Here is a 17,955-nt window from a genome sequence, read left to right as displayed (position 1 = left end):
TCTATGAAACATCAGGCTAAGCCCCAACGCCCCGAGGATGAACGGCTGCCCCTCGGACGAACGTTCGCGTACGGGTTCCAGCACGTACTGACCATGTACGGCGGAATCATCGCCGTTCCCCTCATCGTCGGTACCGCCGCCGGAGTCTCCCAGGATGAGATCGCCGTCCTGATTGCCTCCTGCCTCTTCGTAGGTGGTGCCGCCACCATCCTGCAGAGTTACGGCATCAAGTTCTTCGGCTCCCAGCTGCCGCTGGTGCAGGGGGTCTCCTTCGCCGGCGTGGCGACCATGACGGCAATCCTCAGCGGAGGCGGCGGACTCCAGACCGTGTTCGGCGCAGTCCTGGTGGCCGCCGTTATCGGACTGGTCCTCGCCCCGTTCTTCGCGAAGATCATCCGGTTCTTCCCGCCGGTGGTCACCGGTGTCATCATCACCACCATCGGCCTGACCCTCATGCCGGTCGCTGCCAACTGGGCAATGGGCGGCAACCGAAACGCGGACAACTACGGCAGCCTGACCAATATTGCCCTCGCCGCCGGGACCCTGGCCCTGGTGCTTCTCCTCAGCAAGCTCGGAAACGCGGCGATCTCGCGCCTTTCCATTCTGCTCGCCATCGTGGGTGGGACGGTCATTGCCGCCCTTCTGGGCCTCGCCGACTTCTCGAATGTGGTCAGCGGCGCTATCTTCGCCTTCCCGCAGCCATTCGCCTTCGGTTGGCCCGTGTTTGATCTGGCGGCCATCATCTCGATGACCATCGTGATCCTCGTCTGCATGACAGAGACGACGGCGGATATCCTCGCGGTCGGCGAAATCGCCAGAACGAAGGTCGATTCCCGGCGCATCGCCGACGGACTGCGCGCCGATATGCTTTCAAGCGCCATCGCGCCCATCTTCAACTCCTTCCCGCAGACCGCTTTCGCGCAGAACGTGGGACTGGTGGCAATCACCGGCATCCGCAGCCGATACGTCGTCGCTGCAGGCGGACTCATCATGGTGATCCTGGGGCTCCTGCCCATCCTCGGACGGCTGGTTGCTGCTGTTCCGACGCCGGTGCTCGGCGGTGCCGGAATCGTGCTGTTCGGTACGGTCGCTGCCAGCGGTATCCGCACCCTGGCGAAGGTGGAGTACGAGGGCAACATGAACCTGGTCATCGTTGCTGTAGCTCTGGCCTTCGGTACCATCCCAGTAGTTGCACCCACCTTCTACGACGCATTCCCCACCTGGTTCGGCATTATCTTCCACTCGGGAATCAGCTCTGCGGCGATCATGGCCGTGCTGATGAACCTCCTCTTCAACCACCTGAAGGCAGGCAACCCGGACCGCGCTTCCGTCTTCGTGGCCAGCCCGCCCCGCATGGTCCGTGCGGACGAACTCGCAGCGCTGCAGGACGGCGACAGCTTCCAGGGCGGAAAGCTCGTGGCTGCGGACGGTACCGAAATCCCCGTAGTCACCGCGGCGCAGTACACCGTGGTGAAGGAAAAGCTGGACAAGGGTGAGATCAGCTGTGTGGAGGACATCCGCAGGATCTGTGACGAGACTCCCGGACAACAGCACTGATTCAAACCTGGATCAGCAGACAGGACCACTGAGCTTACGGCAGACCCCGCCGTCGCCGGTGGTCCTGTGCTGTTTCTACGGTCTGCGTAACAGCTGGTGGGGGTGAAGGCGGCTTTCCGACTCGCCGTCGTTTGGTTCATCAACGATTTCACGGCCACGGTTCCTAGGCTGGAAGGACACATTCCCGCCATCGGAAGGCACTGTGGACGCGCAGCCCGGAACAACTAATGGTCACGCAGGGCCGCGTCGCGCGCTGATAGTCAGTACGTCGCGGGATCGCGGCGCCCTTGCGGCTGCCCGCTCACTGCACGCGGATGGTTGGATCGTCGGCGTCGGCACACCCGATGGACAGGGAATGCTTTCCACATCGCGGGCCGTTTCGGTCCGTCATGTCGTTCCCCGCCCCCGGGGTGACGGCGAAGCTTTTGTCCAGGGTGTCCGCGCCGCGGTGACGGCCGGCGGCTACGACGTCGTCTTCGGCGGCGGGGATGACTGGATGGCCGCACTTGCGACCTACCGCGACAGGGTTCCGACGGCGGTCGCGCACCCTTCTGCCGAAGCGGTCAGACAGGCGCTGGACAAGGTGCTCCTCGCCGGGAACGCCAACCGGGTGGGATTGGCCGCTCCACGCACCGTTCCGGCCACACCGGAAGCGATCTCTGAATGGGAGGGGCCGGTCGTGGTGAAGTCCCGCGCCCACTGGTCGCCCGGACAGACCCGTCCGCATCGTGTCGAAGCCCGGTTGTTCGACACCGTTGCCGCTGCCGGAGAACGCATCAGCCATATGGAGCGGCTCGGTGCGGAGCCGCTGCTTCAGCAACCGATCCGGGGGCACCTCGGTGCCCTGATCGGGTTCTTCCGCGACGGCAGGCTGGAGGGCAGGGTCCAGCAGGAGACTCCGCGCCTCTGGCCGACGCCCAACGGTGCTTCCGCCAGGGCACGGACCGTCGCCGTCGATCAGGAGTTGGCACGCAGGGTTGAAGCGCTGCTCACCGAGATCGGCTGGTGGGGGCTGGTTGAGCTGCAGTTCCTGACCGACGACGACGGCGTGTCCCACCTGATCGATTTCAACGGCCGCTTCTTCGGGTCCATTGCACTCACCAATGCCGCGCGCCCCGGTCTGGCGGACGCCTGGGGTCGGCTGGCGCTGGGCGAGGCGGTCCCACGCCTGGCCGATGCGCCGCCGGGATTCCGGTACGCCTGGATGGCCGGTGACCTGCGCCGGGCGCGGATAGAGCGGCGCGGCGGGCTCGTTGCAGATGTACTCGACACTCTGCGGTGGGCCAGCCGGGCCCAGCACAGTGTCTGGGACCTTCGGGATCCCGGACCGACCGTGCACCTGCTCACGTCACGGTTGAGCCGTCAGCGGTAGCGGGTTCAGCGGCGTCGTGCTGCCCGGATCATGTCGAAGGGCACGCGTCCTTCGGGCGCCCGCAACAGGATGAGTCCCAGAGCGTAGGTGCCGCACACGGCGACGGCGACCACCAGAGCTGAGACCAGCGCCGGACCGGGGACCACACTCAGCAGGAAAACCCCAATTGCGCCGGCCGCAGCGGCCAGCAGGGCGGCGCGGAGGAGGAGGACAAGGGTGTCCCCGAGGTCCACGCCGTCGTGCCGCTGTTTCAGGAGCCATGCATTGGCGACGGCGGCAAGCATCAGCGAAAGGCTTGTGGCCAGGGCAATTCCGGCAAGACCCATGACCGGCGCCAGCAGGATGTCACCCACTACGTTCACCACCATGGCGATGACGGAAACCACGACCGGCGCCTTGGCATCGCCGAGGGCATACGCAGTGCTCACGACCACCTGGCGGCAGCCCAACGCCAGCAGGGCGGGGACGTACCAGAGTACGGCGGTCGCGGTGTCTTCGATGTCTTCGGGAGAAAAGGCGCCCCGGCCGAAGGCCAGCTCCACGAGGGGCTCAGCGGCGACTGCCAGCACCACGCAGAGCGGCACAAGGATGGTCACGGTGACGGAGAGCCCCCGGTTCACCAGCCGTCTGAGCTCCGGAAGATTGCCCACGGAGGCGCTGATCGCCGGGTAGAGGGGCACCAGAAGCGATGCAATCAGCAGCTGTTCGGGAAGATTCACGAGCCGCCACCCGTAGGACAGGGCGGTGATAGCCCCCTCTTCCAGCGTGGAACCGACTGCCCGGTCCACCAGCGTGTTCACATTTGCGACGGCGCTTCCCACCAGCATCGCCGGGACCAGCACGGCGATCTCACGGAAGCCGGGGTCCTTCAGCTGCAAGCGGGGGCGGATGCGGGTGCCGAGGCTCCGCAGCGGAGGAAGCTGCAGCAGGAGCCGTGCGCCGGAGCCGACGACGAAGCCGACGGCCAGTGCCGCGATCCCGTAACGGGGACCGAACAGGCCTGCAGCAGCGATCATGATCAGGTTGAACGGAACGCCCTGGAGGGACGCCCACGCAAAGCGGCCATGCGACTGCGCCAGTGCGGCCAGGAGATCAGTACCCGCCACCAGCACGGTGGCAATGAGAACGATTCGGGTGAGCGTGGCGGCGGTGGCCGTGGTGTCGGCATCGAAGCCGGGGGCAAGCAGCGAGGCCACCGGGCCGGCGAAAATCGCCATGACAATACCGCCGACGCCGAGCACCACCATGGTCAGGGTGAAAGCGACGTCGAAACCGGTGTGTCCCCGGCAGCGGTCATCTTCGGCGGCGGCTTCCCGGGAGACCACCGGTGTAGCCGACCGCGCCATCGCATAGGCCACAAGACCCAGCACGATGTTCATCAGTCCCTGGGCAACAAGGTAGGCATCGAGTTGGGCACCGGCACCGAAGACCGCCGCGATCACGACGTCGCGGAGGAACCCCAGAAGCGTGGACACCGCCGTCAGGCCGGTGACAAGGACGGCAGCCCTGGAGATCGACTTACCTCCGGGTCTGGCCACGAAATCCCACGCTATCCTTCCCTGGTTCCCCTGTGACTGGGCTCGACCCCAGCGTTGACAGGATACATGCGTCTTTTCAGGCGGCCGGCCAGGCGGCAGACTGAGTGGCGGCCACGCACCTTGACCACTGGAGGTCCCATGAAGCTGCAGCTTTCCGCAACAGTGCTGGATTCACCCGACCCGCGGGCGCTCGCCGACTTCTACCGGCGGTTGCTCGGCTGGGCGGTGACCACCGAAGAGGATGACTGGGTCATGCTCAAAGCCCCCGACGGCGGTGCCGGACTCTCCTTTCAGACGGAGCCGCGGTATGTGCGTCCGGTGTGGCCGGCGGGGGAGGGGGACCCGCAGATGATGATGCACCTGGACATCCACGTCGATGAGCTGGAGGCAACCGGGGCCCACGCGGTGGAGCTGGGCGCCGAGCTGGCCGCGTTCCAGCCCCAGGAGGGCGTCCGCGTCTACCTTGATCCGGCAGGCCACCCTTTCTGCCTCTTCGTGGACTGAGACCTCAGTCCTGAACCGGTCTGCGCGCCGCCGTCTCGATCCGCTCCCAGTGTTCCGCCCACTCCTCGGGGGTGCGGTGAGGCATGTTCGGGTCATCGGGGCCGCGCCCGGTGGCGCCGTCGAGCTGTTCGCGGAGGATGTCCGCGTGGCCGAGGTGCTGTGCGGTTTCAACGCACATATGGACGAGGATCTGCTGGAGGGTGACGCGCCGGCGTTCGGCGGACCACCACGGCACCTCACCCACGGCGTCCAGCGGCAGCGCCTCGATGGTGGCGTCGGCGTGTGCCGCGGAGAAGTGGTGCAGCTCCATGATCTGCTCCCTGGTTTCTTCTTCAGGAAGCCACATGTCAGCCTCGGGAGCGGCGTCGTCACTCATCCACGGCAGGTCCCTTCCACTGGGCCGGCCGAAGACCTCGCCGAAGTAATCCAACTGGACGCTTGCGACATGCTTGATCAGGCCCAGCAGGTTGGTGCCGGTCTGCGTGAGCGGGCGGCGGGCGTCATAGTCGCCCAGGCCATCCACTTTCGCGAGCAGGTCAGCGCGGCGCAGGCGCAGGTATCGGTGCAGAACTTCCTTGTCATCCATGGACGGCACTCTACTGGCTGGTTCTGACAGGGAGCGCGGACTCAGCCGGCCTCGAGGTCCCGACGCCGGAAAGCCAGAGTTCCGGCAGCGACCAGGATCAGCGCGACCAATGCTGCGCCTGCAATGGGCAGGAGCTCCAGTTCCTCAGCCGGCACCCGCGGCATGAGTCCGAAAGGTTCGGCGTCGCTCACCGCATCCGGCAAGTTCAGCAGGGGGCCGTACAGTCCCACAATGATCGAGCTTATGAGAATGAGCCACACCCACCACCGGCCCGCCCGCAGTATGCCGTAGGAGACCACGGCCAGGCCGGCAAAACCGATGACCAGCGGAAGGTAAACCAGGCCGGCGAACGCGAAGTCCGCCACCAGGGCGGGATCGCCAAGGGAGATTGCTGCACCCCCGCCGAGTCCCAGCCCGGTACCGAGGAGCATCACCGTTGATCCGAGGACTGTCACTGCCAATGCACTGAGCAGCCACCGGGGCCGGCTGACGGAGGTGGCGAGGACCGCGCCCGTACGGCCGTCGGCTTCCTCGGCTCTGAGGCGGTTGATCGAGACCACTGCGTACACGGCCACCGCCATGGCGAAGTAGGCGGTGAAGGAGGCCAGCGTTGCCCGCAGGACGTCTCCGCCGGCACCTTGACCGAATACCGCCGCAAGCTGGGGCTGCGCCTCGAAGCTTTCCACGATGCCCTGCGCCATGGACCCTGTCAGCAGCGCGAAAACAGCGAGCCCGGTCAGCCACCAGAGGATGCTTCCGCGTTCCATCCGCAGAATCAGTCCCACCGGATCGATCAGGGATTTCCTCGCGTTGCCCCGGCCGCTCCGGGCCGGGACCAGGCCGGCACCGAAGTCCCGGTGCTCCGTCAGCAGCACCGCGAACGTGAGCAGCACGGCGAGGAGCCCGGCGCAAAGCAGAAGCGGCCACCACCGGAGGTCGGTGAAAGCCCGCGTTTGCTGGGCCCAGGCAATAGGCGAGAACCAGGAGAGCGCACTGCCTCCGAGCGACTGGGCGTCACCGACTCCCCGCACAATGAAGGCCAGCGCCAGGGCTGCCCCCGCCATCCCGGAAGCGGTCCGGGCATGCTCGCTGAGCTGTGCGGTGACGGCTGCGGCACCGCCGAAGACGAGCCCGACCAGTGCCGTTCCGGCTGAGACTGCAAGGGTGTCAGCAAGCGCCAGATCACTGGCGAGCAGGCCGGCGCAGAGAGTTATCCCGACGGCAACGTTCGCCACCAGGAGGGTCAGAAGAGCAGCGGTCAGCGGTGCGCGCCTGCCCACCACGCCCGCACGGACCAACTCCGCGCGACCGCTCTCCTCTTCGGCGCGGGTATGCCGGATCACGAGGAAAATCGACATCAGAGCCGCGGCAACTGCAAGCATTCCCAGCAGTTCGTTGGTCACCATGGCACCGAAGGTGTAGTTGTCGATGCCGTATCCGGGGCCGGTCAGCAGGGCGCCCGACGGGTCACGCATGATGTTGGCCCGGGTCTGCAGTGCCGCCTGATCAGGATAGGCAAGGGGAATGACCGCGCCGAAGTAGGCGATCATGCCTCCGATTCCCAGTGCCCACAGGGGAATCCGTACCCGGTCCCGGCGGAGGGCGAACCAAAACAGGCGGGCGGTGCCGGTGAGGCTTCCGGCGCTGCTTCCTGCGGAACGGTGGTCCTGCCGGTGTGTTGCCAGCGTGGCGTTCACGGGGCTCACCGCCCGCCGTCTGCGGTGTCGGCGGTGGCGGCGGTATAACCGTCCCCGTACTGGTGCAGGAAAAGCTCCTCCAGCGAGGGCGGCGTGCTGATCAGGCTGCGGACGCCCAGCGGGAGGAGGTGCGCCAGGGCAGCCGGGAGGGCGCCGTCGTCGGCCGTGAAATGAACTTTCTCATCCTCCCTGCGGACATCGTGGATGCCCGGAATTGGGGCCACTGTGGTGGCGTCACCGTCAGATACAACGACGACGGCGGTGCGCCGGAGGTGCCGAAGCTCGGCCAGTGTGCCGCTCTGCACTGTTCGGCCCTGCCGGATGATCGTGACGCGGTCACACAGCGCTTCCACCTCGGCGAGGATGTGGCTCGAGAGAAGAACCGTGCGGCCCGCGGCCCTGACCTCCCGAATGCAGGCCTGGAATTCACGCTCCATGAGGGGATCAAGGCCTGACGTTGGTTCGTCCATAATCAGGAGTTCGACATCGCTGGCCAGCGCTGCGATGAGTGCCACCTTCTGCCGGTTTCCCTTGGAGTAGGAACGCGTTTTCTTCGTGGGGTCGAGGTTGAAGCGCTCAAGCAGTTGGTTGCGACGCGCAGGGTCGACACCTCCGCGCAGGCCGGCGAACAGGTCGATCGCTTCCCCGCCGGTGATCTTGGGCCACAGGCTGACATCACCTGGAACGTAGGCAAGCCGATGGTGCAGGTCCACGGCGTCCCACGGGTCCCGGCCGAAGATCGTCGTCGTGCCGGCGTCTGGCCTGAGAAGTCCCAGCAGGATCCGGATGGTGGTCGACTTGCCGGAGCCGTTGGGCCCGAGGAATCCGTGGACTTCTCCGGCGCCGAGGGTGAGGTTGAGTTGGTCGAGGGCACGCACGGAGCCGAAACTCTTGTCCAGCTGCCGTACGTCGATGATTGCTGACATTGGAGACACCTTCTGGGGCCTGCTGACGATCTGGGTGATTGTTGTTGTGGAGGCGCAGGGGTTCAGGCCTTCGGCGGGTCGCCGACGTACATCAGATAGGCGTCCAGCATGGAACGGTCCGTCAGCAGTCCCTGCGTGAAGAGCTCAGTGCTGGGCAGTCCCATGCGGTCGAGGTAGCCGCGCATAGCACCGGCGAAGTCGGAAGGATCTTCCGGCGGATTCAGTGTCAGGTCCAGCAGCAGCGCGCCGAACCCCTGAACGGTGAGATACCGCGCGCGGGCCTTCTCGTCGAGCGAGGGCAGAATGGTTCCGGCACGGACGCCTTCTGCGATCCACTCTTCCGCATCCGCCGCGAAGTGGTCGATGAAGGAGCGCGCGAGGTCTCCACCTGCCAGCAGGCTTTGCAGGGCGTAACCGACCAGCGGTGCCGACTCCTCCACTGACGCCATGGTGAGGAGGAGCTGATCGGCAGATGCCGGACGTACGGCCTGCTCCTTGTAATCCCTGATCCGGCGCAGAACATAGTCGTCGCAGGCTTCGCGCAGGCCCTGCTTGGATCCGAAGTGGTGCAGGATCAGTCCCGGGCTGACACCGGCGGCGTCAGCTATGGCGCGCACCGAGACATTGAATCCGGATCGGCCGAACAAGCCGACGGCAGCATCGCGAACCCGGGCGCGGGCAGTGAGGTCTGAACGGTCGGCGGCAGCCGGGCCCGGAGTAGCTGAACGCATGTTCAATATTCTAAATCTGCGTTCAATCAGGGACAATAGCCGTGCTCAGGAGGCGGACAGGTCCCGTCGCATGATCCACCGGGTGCGGCCCGCGCTCGTGGCCTTCGTTTCGGCAACCCGTTCGAAGCCCACTTTCTCGAACAGGGCTGTTGTGCCTACGAAAGCCAGCGTGGTGTTGATGCGGGTGCCCTCGGCGTCGATCGGATAGCCCTCGATCGCCGGCGCGCCATGGGACCCTGCAAATGCCACGGCTTCCTCCAGCAGCCGGGTAGCCACACCACGACGACGGTGGCCGGCCTTCACCACGAAACAGATGACACTCCACACGGGCAGTTCATCCAGCTGCTGGATGGTGCGTGACCGGGTAAGCCTTCCCATCCCTCCCCGCGGACCCACGGCGCACCATCCGACAGGTGTGGAGTCCAGGTAGGCGAGCAGTCCGGGCGGCGGGTCCTCGCCGCACAGTTCACGCATCCGGGCCTCCCTGCCTTCGGTGCCCAATGCACCGAGCTCGGAAGAGGCCAGGCGCGGCGACAGGCACCAGCAGGCTCCCGCCCCAGGAGTTTTGGGCGCCAGAAGGCTCGCGACGTCGTCGAACCGGTCCGCTGCTGCGGGGAAAACCTCAAGGGTCATGGCGGCATGATACGCCGCCGGGGAGACGCTAGCTCGCCAGGTTGAGATCGTCGGAGATGGCCTGAGCAGCGGAACGCAGCAGCGGCACGGCCTTGTCGGCGAACCCCTCATCCACCCGCGAGATCGGGCCCGACACGGAGATGGCGGTGGGAGTGGGCGCGTTGGGGACGGCCATCGCGAAACAGCGCACCCCCAACTCCTGTTCCTGCTCGTCGATGGAGTATCCGCGCTGCCGGATCTGGTCCAGTTCCTCGAGCAGCTGGTCCACCGTCCGGATGCTCTTCTCGGTCGGCGTCGGCATTCCTGCACGGGTGACGATGTTGCGCACCGTCTCGTTGTCGAGCTGGGCCAGGATGGCCTTCCCGACGCCGGTGTCATGGGTGTGTGCCCGGCGCCCGACTTCGGTGAACATGCGCATGGAGTGCGAAGAGGGCACCTGGGCGATGTAGACGACCATGTCGGAATCCAGAACCGCCATGTTGGAGGTTTCACCCAGACGGTCCACGAGCATCTTCAATTGCGGGCGGGCCAGTGCGCCGAGCTGCTTGTTGGCCCCCTCGCCGAGCCGGATGAGGCGGGGACCGAGCGCGTAGCGGCGGTTGGGCAGCTGGCGGGCGTACCCCTTCATGACCAGGGTGCGCAGTAGTCGGTGGATGGTCGGCAGCGGGAGGTCGGTCGAGGAGGAAAGTTCACTCAGTGTCACCTCGCCGCCGGCGTCGGTAATCAACTCGAGCAGCTCGAAGACGCGCTCCACAGACTGGACGCCGCCGCCCGCAGCCTTTTCGGCCATTTGACACTCCTAGCTAGAAACTATCCGCACAGCGGAATAACTTCTCCAAAGATACCGTACTTCCGCAGAGTGGAAACTGGCGTTGGGGCCGTGCGGGCTGTGACCCGCGTCGCAGAAACTGCCCGCAGGTGCAGCCCCGCCGGTTCGAACCGGCAGTCCTGCACCTCCGGGCCGTTTCTATGCTCCGGCCTCCAAGGCGCCGCGCTTGCAATTCCACTTAGTAGATAATAGTATCCACAATACGAAATAACTTATCTGGAGGATCATCAATGGCGAGTCCTAGCCCCGGCTACTCAATCACCCTGCGCGTCCAGGCGCCGTCGAGCTTTACCGCTACTGCTGAGCTGGCCGCCGCCGTTGGCTCCGCCGGTGCATCCATTACAGCGCTCGATGTCACTGAGTCACACCATGACAGCATCGTGGTGGACGTCAGCTGCAACACCACAGACGCTGCTCACGGCGAGCGCGTCCGTGACGCTCTCAACGCCCTCGATGGCGTGAACGTGAAGAAGCTGAGCGACCGCACCTTCCTGATGCACCTCGGCGGGAAGCTCGAGGTCGTCCCCAAGGTTCCCCTGCGTAACCGGGACGACCTCTCCCGTGCTTACACTCCCGGCGTCGCACGCGTCTGCATGGCAATTGCAGAAAATCCCGACGACGCCCGCCGCCTCACCGTCAAGCGCAACACCGTCGCTGTGGTGACGGACGGCTCAGCGGTGCTCGGGCTCGGCAATATCGGCCCCGCCGCCGCACTGCCCGTCATGGAGGGCAAGGCCGCACTCTTCAAGCAGTTCGCCAACGTGGATGCCTGGCCGGTCTGCCTAGATACCCAGGACACCGAAGAAATCATCAGCATCGTCAAGGCACTCGCGCCCGTGTATGGCGGAGTGAACCTCGAGGACATCGCTGCTCCCCGGTGCTTCGAGATTGAGAACAGGCTGCGCGAGGAGCTGGATATTCCCGTTTTCCACGATGACCAGCACGGCACCGCCATTGTGACGCTGGCCGCGCTGGCCAACGCCCTCCGCGTTGTGGACAAGAAGATCGAGAACGTGCGGATTGTCGTTTCCGGCGTCGGCGCCGCCGGTTCGGCCATCATCCAGCTGCTGCAGGCCCAGGGTGCGAAGAACATCGTGGCGTGTGACCGCAAGGGCGCCATCCACAGCGGGCAGAACCACACCGACGAGCACCGCCGCTGGATTGCCGAGAACACCAACCAGAATGCTTTTTCCGGGACGCTGCATGACGCACTGAACGGCGCGGACGTCTTCATCGGCGTCAGTGCTCCGAACGTCCTCGGTGAGGAACAGGTGAAGTCCATGGCTGACAAAGCGATCGTCTTTGCCATGGCCAACCCTGACCCGGAAATCGACCCCATCATCGCTGCCCGGCACGCCGCCGTGGTTGCCACCGGGCGCAGCGATTTCCCCAACCAGATCAACAATGTCCTCGCCTTCCCGGGCTTCTTCCGGGGGCTGCTCGACGCAGGGGCATCCGACATCACGCCGCAGATGCTGGTTGCCGCAGCGGATGCAATCGCCGCCCGGGTGGACGATGATGAGCTTAATGCCAGTTTCATCATCCCGAGCGTGTTCGATCCGCACGTGGCAGGCGATGTGGCAGCAGCGGTTGCCGCAACGGCGCACGCCGCTCATCAGGGTTCAGCCGCAGAATCAGCAGAGTAGGAGCAGGACATGTCGATTGAAGTCACAGATACGACGCCGGCACCCGGCGCGGAGGCCATCCTCACCCCGGAGGCGCTCCAGTTCATTGAAAAGCTGCACCAGAAGTTTCGTGGCACGCGCGACGAACGGCTGGCCGCCCGCACAGCACGCCGCGAGAACGTGGCACAGACCGGACGGCTCGATTTCCTCCCTGAGACAGCCGAGATCCGCAACGGAGACTGGACCGTCGCCGCGGCGCCCCCGCAGCTGCAGGACCGCCGCGTGGAAATGACGGGCCCGGCATCGCCCGCGAAGATGGCGATCAACGCCCTGAATTCAGGGGCCAAGGTCTGGCTTGCCGACCTCGAGGACGCGAGCACGCCCACCTGGCACAACGTGATCGACTCGCAGCTCAACCTCTACGGCGCCGCCCGCGGCAACCTCAGCTTCACCTCGCCCGAGGGCAAGGAGTATGCGCTCCGGACCGACGCGCCGCTCGCCGTCGTCGTCGCCCGGCCACGCGGCTGGCACCTTCCAGAGAAGAACATCACGATTGACGGCGAACCCGCCATTGGTGCGCTGGTGGACTTCGGGCTGCACTTCTTCCACAACGCGAAGCACCTGCTCGAAAACGGCAGCGGCCCGTACTACTACCTGCCCAAGCTGGAGAGCCACCTCGAGGCGAGGCTATGGAATGACGTCTTCGTGTTCGCACAGGACTACGTGGGCGTTCCGCAGGGTTCCATCCGCGCGACGGTTCTCATCGAGACCATCCCTGCCGCGTTCGAGATGGACGAAATCCTCTACGAACTGCGCGACCACGCCTCCGGCCTCAACGCCGGCCGCTGGGACTACCTCTTCAGCATCATCAAGTACTTCCGCGACGGCGGCGAATCCTTCATCCTTCCCGACCGCGCGTCCGTGGCCATGACGGCACCGTTCATGCGGGCGTACACCGAGCTGCTGGTCAAGACCTGCCACCGCCGCGGCGCGTTTGCCATGGGCGGCATGGCGGCGTTCATCCCCAACCGCCGTGAGCCGGACATTACGGCGCAGGCCATCGAGAAGGTCCGCGCCGACAAGACCCGCGAGGCGAACGACGGCTTCGACGGCTCCTGGGTCGCCCACCCCGACCTGGTGCCGGTCTGCCTCGAGGTGTTCGATGCCGTCCTTGGAGACAGGCCGAACCAGATTGACCGGCAGCGTCCCGAGGTGGAGGTCACTGCCGCGCAGCTGCTCGACGTCGAGTCCGCGGATGGGGACGTGACCGAGGTGGGTCTGCGCGCCAACCTTTATGTCGCCGTCGCCTACGTTGCCGTGTGGCTCTCCGGCAACGGCGCGGTCGCCATCCACAACCTCATGGAAGACGCCGCGACGGCGGAGATCTCGCGCTCCCAGGTTTGGCAGCAGATCCGCAACAAGGTGGTCCTCGCTGACACCGGCAATACCGTCACACCGGAGCTGGTGAACGCGATCCTCGCCGAGGAAACCGAAAGGTTGCACGGCGAAGTCGGCGACGAAGCGTTCACGAAGTTTTACGAGCCGGCCAGCCGCCTCATCGCGGACATCTGCGTCTCCGAGGACTACACCGATTTCCTCACCCTTCCCGCCTATGAGCTGGTGAGCTGAGTGGAGTTCGCTCTCGGTTTCGACGATTACGCCGCAATCGACTCGAAACTCGCGGACACTGACCAGCTGCTGCGCTTCAGCTATCCCGGGGACAACGGATCGCGCCAACCGGTCCACACGGTGTACGTACCGGCGGACCGCTACCAGCCGTCGCTCCCCGGTGACTGGGGGCGGGAGGCGGCTGCCGCCGTCGAACGCGCCGGTGGCATGGGTGCGCTGTGCAGCGCGTTGGGAGTGAACGACGACGTCGGCACGCTGGTGAGCGCGAAGCTCGCCGCTGAGCCGATCGAGGACCTGCGCCTCGACTTCGAGGACGGGTATGGCAACCGGCCCGACGACGAAGAGGACGCCGACGCTGCCCGCGCTGCTATTGCGGTGGCCCGGGCTGTGCGGGACGGGATCGCTCCGCCGTTTATCGGCATCCGGTTCAAGTGCTTCGAGGAGCCCACCCGCCGTCGTGCGCTGCGGACGCTGGATCTGTTCGTGGGCGGGTTACTCGCTGAGGGACCGTTGCCGGAGGGACTGGTGCTCACGCTGCCCAAGGTGTCCACGGTGGCGCAGGTCGAGGCGATGGTGTTCGCGTGCCAGCGGCTCGAAGCCGTCCACGGACTGCCGTCCGGGCGGTTGCGGTTCGAGGTGCAGATGGAAACACCGCAGCTGATCCTGGCCGCTGACGGTACTGTGCCTGTGGCACAGCTGCTGCACCGGGCGGAGGGCCGGGTGTCCGCGCTGCACTACGGCACCTATGACTACAGCGACTCGCTGCAGATTGCCGCCGCGTACCAGTCGATGGAGCACCCCGCGGCGGATTACGCCAAGCAGGTCATGCAGGTTGCCGTCGCCGGTACGGGGGTCCGGTTGTCTGACGGGTCGACCAACATCCTGCCGATCGGTACCCAGACAGAGGTTTCGGCGGCGTGGGCGCTGCATGCCCGGCTGGTGCGGCGCTCGCTGGAGCGCGGGTACTACCAGGGCTGGGATCTCCATCCCGCACAGCTGCCCAGCCGGTTCATTGCCACCTACGCGTTCTACCGTGACGGGTTGCCCGCCGCCGCGGAACGCCTGCGCAATTACGTGCACCGGCTCGACAGCGCAATCCTCGACGAACCCGCAACGGCTCGCGCCCTCGCCCGCTTCGTCCACCGCGGCGTGCTCTGCGGCGCCGTAACCGACGCCGAAGTAAGCAAGCTGGCCGGCATCTCGATTGGCGACCTCGAAGCGCTCGCACACCCCCGCAAACTCCCTGAAACAACCGAGAGAACCCTAAGGACTGAACGTTGAGCAACTACTACGCCCCTGAATCCGTCCTGCCGCCGCAGACGGACCTCTTGACCGGACGTGCCGTCGTCACCGAGGCCTACACCGTTATTCCGCGCGGGGTCCTGCGCGACATCGTGGTCAGCGAACTCCCTGAGTGGACCGGAACGCGCACCTGGATCCTGAACCGGCCGGTGGCCGGCGGCGCGACGACGTTTGCCCAGTACCTCGTGGAGGTGTCCCAGGGCGGCGGCTCCACCAACCCGGAACCCGAGGCGGGCGTCGAGTCGTTCGTTTTCCTCCTCGAGGGTGCGCTCACCGTCAAGCTTGAGGGTGAACTGCACGATCTCACGCCTGGTGGATTTGCGTTCATCCCGCCGGGAGCCGAGTGGGAGGTGTCCAATTCCGCGGCGGAGCCCGCGAAGTTCCAGTGGATCCGCAAGGCATACCAGCCGTTGGCCGGGCACACGCCGAAGGCCCGCGTCGGCAATGAGAAGGACATCGAGCCCGGCGCCATGCCCGGCACCGACAACAAGTGGCGCACCACCCGCATGCTGCCGACTGATGACATGGCGTACGACATGCACATCAATGTGGTGACTTTCGAGCCTGGAGCCGTCATCCCGTTTGCCGAGACCCACGTCATGGAGCACGGCCTTTACGTGCTGGAAGGCAAGGCCGTATACCGGCTGAACCAGGACTGGGTGGAGGTCCAGGAGGGCGACTACATGTCCCTGCGCGCGTTCTGCCCGCAAGCCTGCTACGCCGGCGGGCCGTCCAACTTCCGCTACCTGCTGTACAAGGACGTGAACCGGCAGATCAAGCTGACCTGAGCGGCAGCGGCTTCTGGAGGGCCTGTCAACAGTTGTTGACGGGCCCTCTCTGCGTCAACTAATGTTGACGCTATGGAGGTGGAGCGAATGAAAACACTGGTGGCGTCAATGGATGGGAAAGGTCCCGCGGACGCGCTGCAAGCTGTTGCGGAGTTGCAGAAGGAAGTCTCACGGACGGAAGCATCCCTTGTTCGTGCGGGGCGGCAGGCCGGCCTGTCCTGGGAAGCGATCGCGCTGTGTCTCGGCGTCAGCAAGCAGGCAGTGCACCGCAAGTACGGGAAGCGCTAACGCACGATCTACCGGAATACTGCGCTGCCCCATCGAGCAAACACCGTGAATAGGGGCGTAGTGAACAGGGCGAAGGCGAGCAGATTCACGACAACGCTGTTCCAGAAAGCAAAGCGAAAACGCGCCTTGCGCGTCTTGTGGCGAAGCACCTGCTGAGCGACGATGCCGCCCGGCCACCCACCGACGGTGCCCGCCAGTATCAGCGCCTTCTCCGAAGTCCGCCACCCCCCGGAGACGGCGGCGGCCTTATCGGCCGCGTACAGGAGAAAGCAGAGGCAGCTTGCCAACAGATACAGTGCTGGCACCCACAGGGGGATGGGCCATATGGCGTTCACAAGCAAGTACGCGATGACGAAGCCGAGGATTGGCAGATAAGTCAGGGTGCCCGATCTGCGCCGTATCCCCGCTCCGGGCGTTCGCCTCATCGACGACGGTAGCGCGGGTGCATGAACAACCGGCTGCACGCGCGTTGCGCGCTGTTTTCCGTCAGGAGAGAGCCCAACCTCAAATGTGATGGCCTCGCCAAGCTGAGGTCGGTGCGCTCGAGGCGGGAACGCTGAGATGTGCACGAACGTCTTCTGGGAAGTGTCCGTTCGGGAAATGAACCCGAAACCGCGATCGTCGTTCCACGAAGTCAGCGTTCCAGATACCCGCTCGGTTCCGATCCCCATTTCTACATGTTACTGATCGATATGAGAACCGAATGCGTGCCACCAGTACAGACACCCGCTTACCTTCAGGTTTCCCAGAGGACGAGGTCGTGATCGCGCAGTGGGGCCTCCATGCCAGCAGCCCCAAGGGGATCAGGCCGGCTGGTAGACGGGGTAGTCCGTGTACCCTTCGGCGCCACTGGTGTAGAAGGTGGCCATGTTCGGCTCGTTCTCCGGCAGGCCCTCCTTCCAGCGGTACACCAGATCCGGATTGGCGATGGCCGCACGGCCGACGACGACGGCGTCAGCCAGGTCATTCTCGACCAGCGAGATGGCCTCGTCCCGGGTGGTCATGACACTGAAGCCGGTGTTCAGGAGGAATGGACCGTTGAACTGCTCACGCAGTTCCCGGACGAGCTCGCCGGAGGGCTCGTTATGCAGGACGCTGAGATAGGCCAGCCCCAGCGGCGAGATGGCCTGAGTCAGGGCGGAGTAGGTCCGACGGAGGTCTTCTCGGTCCAGCTCGGTTGCGCCCTGGACGTTGTGCTCAGGTGAAATGCGGATGCCGACCTTCTCGGCTCCGACTGCCTTAGCAACGGCTTCCACTACCTTGACGACGAACCGGGCGCGGTTCTCCGGCGAGCCGCCGTACTGGTCTTCGCGCTGGTTAGCCGCAGGCGAGAGGAATTCGTGCAACAGGTAACCGTTGGCACCGTGGAGTTCAACGCCGTCGAACCCTGCCTTGATCGCGTTCAGCGAGCCCTGAACGAACTCCTCGATAACTCCGGGAAGCTCGTCTTCGCTGAGCGCGTGGGGGACCGGGTAGGGCTGCTTGCCCTTGTAGGTGCGGGTCACGCCGTCGATTGCGATGGCGCTCGGGCCAACGACCGTGCGGCCGCCGTTGGTGTCCTCGTGTGTGACCCGCCCGGCGTGCATGACCTGTGCGAAGATGCGGCCGCCTTCGGCATGGACAGCGTCAGTGACCCTGGACCAGCCTTCGATCTGCTCGTCCGTCACGAGCCCGGGCTGGCCCGGAAAGCCTTGGCCGGCGTGGCTTGGGTAGGTTCCCTCGCTGACAATCAGGCCGAGTGATGCGCGCTGGCGATAATGCTCGACGACGATAGGTCCCGGAACGCCGTCCTGGCCGGAACGGCAGCGGGTCAGCGGAGCCATTACCAGGCGGTTGGGTAGTTTCAGTTCGCCTACGGTGATCGGGGAGAACAGCATGGGGGAGTCCTTTCGCGGAAGCTTTCACTGTGAAAGCGCAGTTGCCCGGGCAACTATTCCGGATGGGACGTGG

At 65.4% G+C, this 17,955-nt stretch carries 17 protein-coding genes; 8 read left to right on the top strand and 9 right to left on the bottom strand.

Features of this window, described 5'->3' with window-relative positions:
• Positions 1-3 precede the first annotated feature (3 nt).
• Positions 4-1,557 (top strand): nucleobase:cation symporter-2 family protein, encoded by a 1,554-nt coding sequence (locus ASH00_RS04290; RefSeq protein ID WP_235563150.1) that lies wholly within the window; start codon positions 4-6, stop codon positions 1,555-1,557.
• 202 nt (positions 1,558-1,759) lie between these two features.
• Entirely contained in the window at positions 1,760-2,929 is a 1,170-nt protein-coding gene (locus ASH00_RS04285; protein ID WP_056545347.1) for a hypothetical protein, read from the top strand.
• Positions 2,930-2,934: 5 nt separating this feature from the next.
• Here ASH00_RS04285 and murJ read toward each other — a convergent pair whose 3' ends face one another.
• On the bottom strand, positions 2,935-4,467 hold the full coding sequence (gene murJ / locus ASH00_RS04280) for a murein biosynthesis integral membrane protein MurJ (RefSeq protein WP_056545345.1): 1,533 nt from the start codon (positions 4,465-4,467) through the stop codon (positions 2,935-2,937).
• Between the two features lie 138 nt (positions 4,468-4,605).
• Here murJ and ASH00_RS04275 point away from each other — a divergent pair, with 138 nt between their 5' ends.
• A complete protein-coding gene (locus tag ASH00_RS04275) occupies positions 4,606-4,971 on the top strand; it encodes a VOC family protein (protein WP_056545342.1) in 366 nt (121 codons plus the stop codon).
• Positions 4,972-4,975: 4 nt separating this feature from the next.
• Here the strand turns inward: ASH00_RS04275 and ASH00_RS04270 are convergent, their stop codons facing one another.
• From ASH00_RS04270 to ASH00_RS04245, 6 genes are all read right to left on the bottom strand, one after another.
• Complete coding sequence (locus ASH00_RS04270; RefSeq protein ID WP_056545340.1) at positions 4,976-5,557, bottom strand: DinB family protein; 582 nt, start codon at positions 5,555-5,557, stop codon at positions 4,976-4,978.
• A 41-nt stretch (positions 5,558-5,598) separates the two neighbouring features.
• Positions 5,599-7,254: an ABC transporter permease gene (locus tag ASH00_RS04265; protein WP_056545339.1), complete on the bottom strand. Its 1,656-nt coding sequence runs from the start codon at positions 7,252-7,254 to the stop codon at positions 5,599-5,601.
• Positions 7,255-7,259: 5 nt separating this feature from the next.
• Positions 7,260-8,180 carry an ABC transporter ATP-binding protein gene (locus ASH00_RS04260; protein WP_056545337.1) on the bottom strand — a complete coding sequence of 307 codons (921 nt, stop codon included), beginning with the start codon at positions 8,178-8,180 and terminating at the stop codon, positions 7,260-7,262.
• 62 nt (positions 8,181-8,242) lie between these two features.
• Entirely contained in the window at positions 8,243-8,911 is a 669-nt protein-coding gene (locus ASH00_RS04255; protein ID WP_056545335.1) for a TetR/AcrR family transcriptional regulator, read from the bottom strand.
• A 45-nt stretch (positions 8,912-8,956) separates the two neighbouring features.
• Positions 8,957-9,544 (bottom strand): GNAT family N-acetyltransferase, encoded by a 588-nt coding sequence (locus tag ASH00_RS04250; RefSeq protein ID WP_056545332.1) that lies wholly within the window; start codon positions 9,542-9,544, stop codon positions 8,957-8,959.
• A 28-nt stretch (positions 9,545-9,572) separates the two neighbouring features.
• Positions 9,573-10,334: an IclR family transcriptional regulator gene (locus ASH00_RS04245; RefSeq protein WP_056545331.1), complete on the bottom strand. Its 762-nt coding sequence runs from the start codon at positions 10,332-10,334 to the stop codon at positions 9,573-9,575.
• 269 nt (positions 10,335-10,603) lie between these two features.
• Here ASH00_RS04245 and ASH00_RS04240 point away from each other — a divergent pair, with 269 nt between their 5' ends.
• The 5 genes from ASH00_RS04240 (at position 10,604) to ASH00_RS04220 (ending at position 16,005) form a co-directional block, all read left to right on the top strand.
• Entirely contained in the window at positions 10,604-12,019 is a 1,416-nt protein-coding gene (locus ASH00_RS04240) for an NAD-dependent malic enzyme (RefSeq protein ID WP_056545328.1), read from the top strand.
• Between the two features lie 9 nt (positions 12,020-12,028).
• Positions 12,029-13,627 (top strand): malate synthase A, encoded by a 1,599-nt coding sequence (gene aceB, locus ASH00_RS04235; RefSeq protein ID WP_056545327.1) that lies wholly within the window; start codon positions 12,029-12,031, stop codon positions 13,625-13,627.
• Positions 13,628-14,908, top strand: coding sequence for a DUF6986 family protein (locus tag ASH00_RS04230; protein WP_056545324.1), 1,281 nt, complete (start codon positions 13,628-13,630; stop codon positions 14,906-14,908).
• On the top strand, positions 14,905-15,717 hold the full coding sequence (locus tag ASH00_RS04225; RefSeq protein ID WP_056545322.1) for a bifunctional allantoicase/(S)-ureidoglycine aminohydrolase: 813 nt from the start codon (positions 14,905-14,907) through the stop codon (positions 15,715-15,717). Before ASH00_RS04230 ends, ASH00_RS04225 begins: the two co-directional genes overlap by 4 nt.
• Before the next feature lie 72 nt (positions 15,718-15,789).
• Positions 15,790-16,005: a hypothetical protein gene (locus tag ASH00_RS04220; RefSeq protein ID WP_056545321.1), complete on the top strand. Its 216-nt coding sequence runs from the start codon at positions 15,790-15,792 to the stop codon at positions 16,003-16,005.
• Between the two features lie 8 nt (positions 16,006-16,013).
• Here ASH00_RS04220 and ASH00_RS04215 read toward each other — a convergent pair whose 3' ends face one another.
• Complete coding sequence (locus ASH00_RS04215) at positions 16,014-16,676, bottom strand: DUF1294 domain-containing protein (protein WP_056545318.1); 663 nt, start codon at positions 16,674-16,676, stop codon at positions 16,014-16,016.
• Positions 16,677-16,808: 132 nt separating this feature from the next.
• Positions 16,809-17,882 (bottom strand): alkene reductase, encoded by a 1,074-nt coding sequence (locus ASH00_RS04210; protein WP_056545317.1) that lies wholly within the window; start codon positions 17,880-17,882, stop codon positions 16,809-16,811.
• Positions 17,883-17,955: the final 73 nt, after the last annotated feature.

Source organism: Arthrobacter sp. Soil782 (assembly GCF_001428435.1).
GTDB lineage: Bacteria > Actinomycetota > Actinomycetes > Actinomycetales > Micrococcaceae > Arthrobacter_D > Arthrobacter_D parietis.
This window is presented reverse-complemented; position numbering and strand designations above follow the sequence as displayed.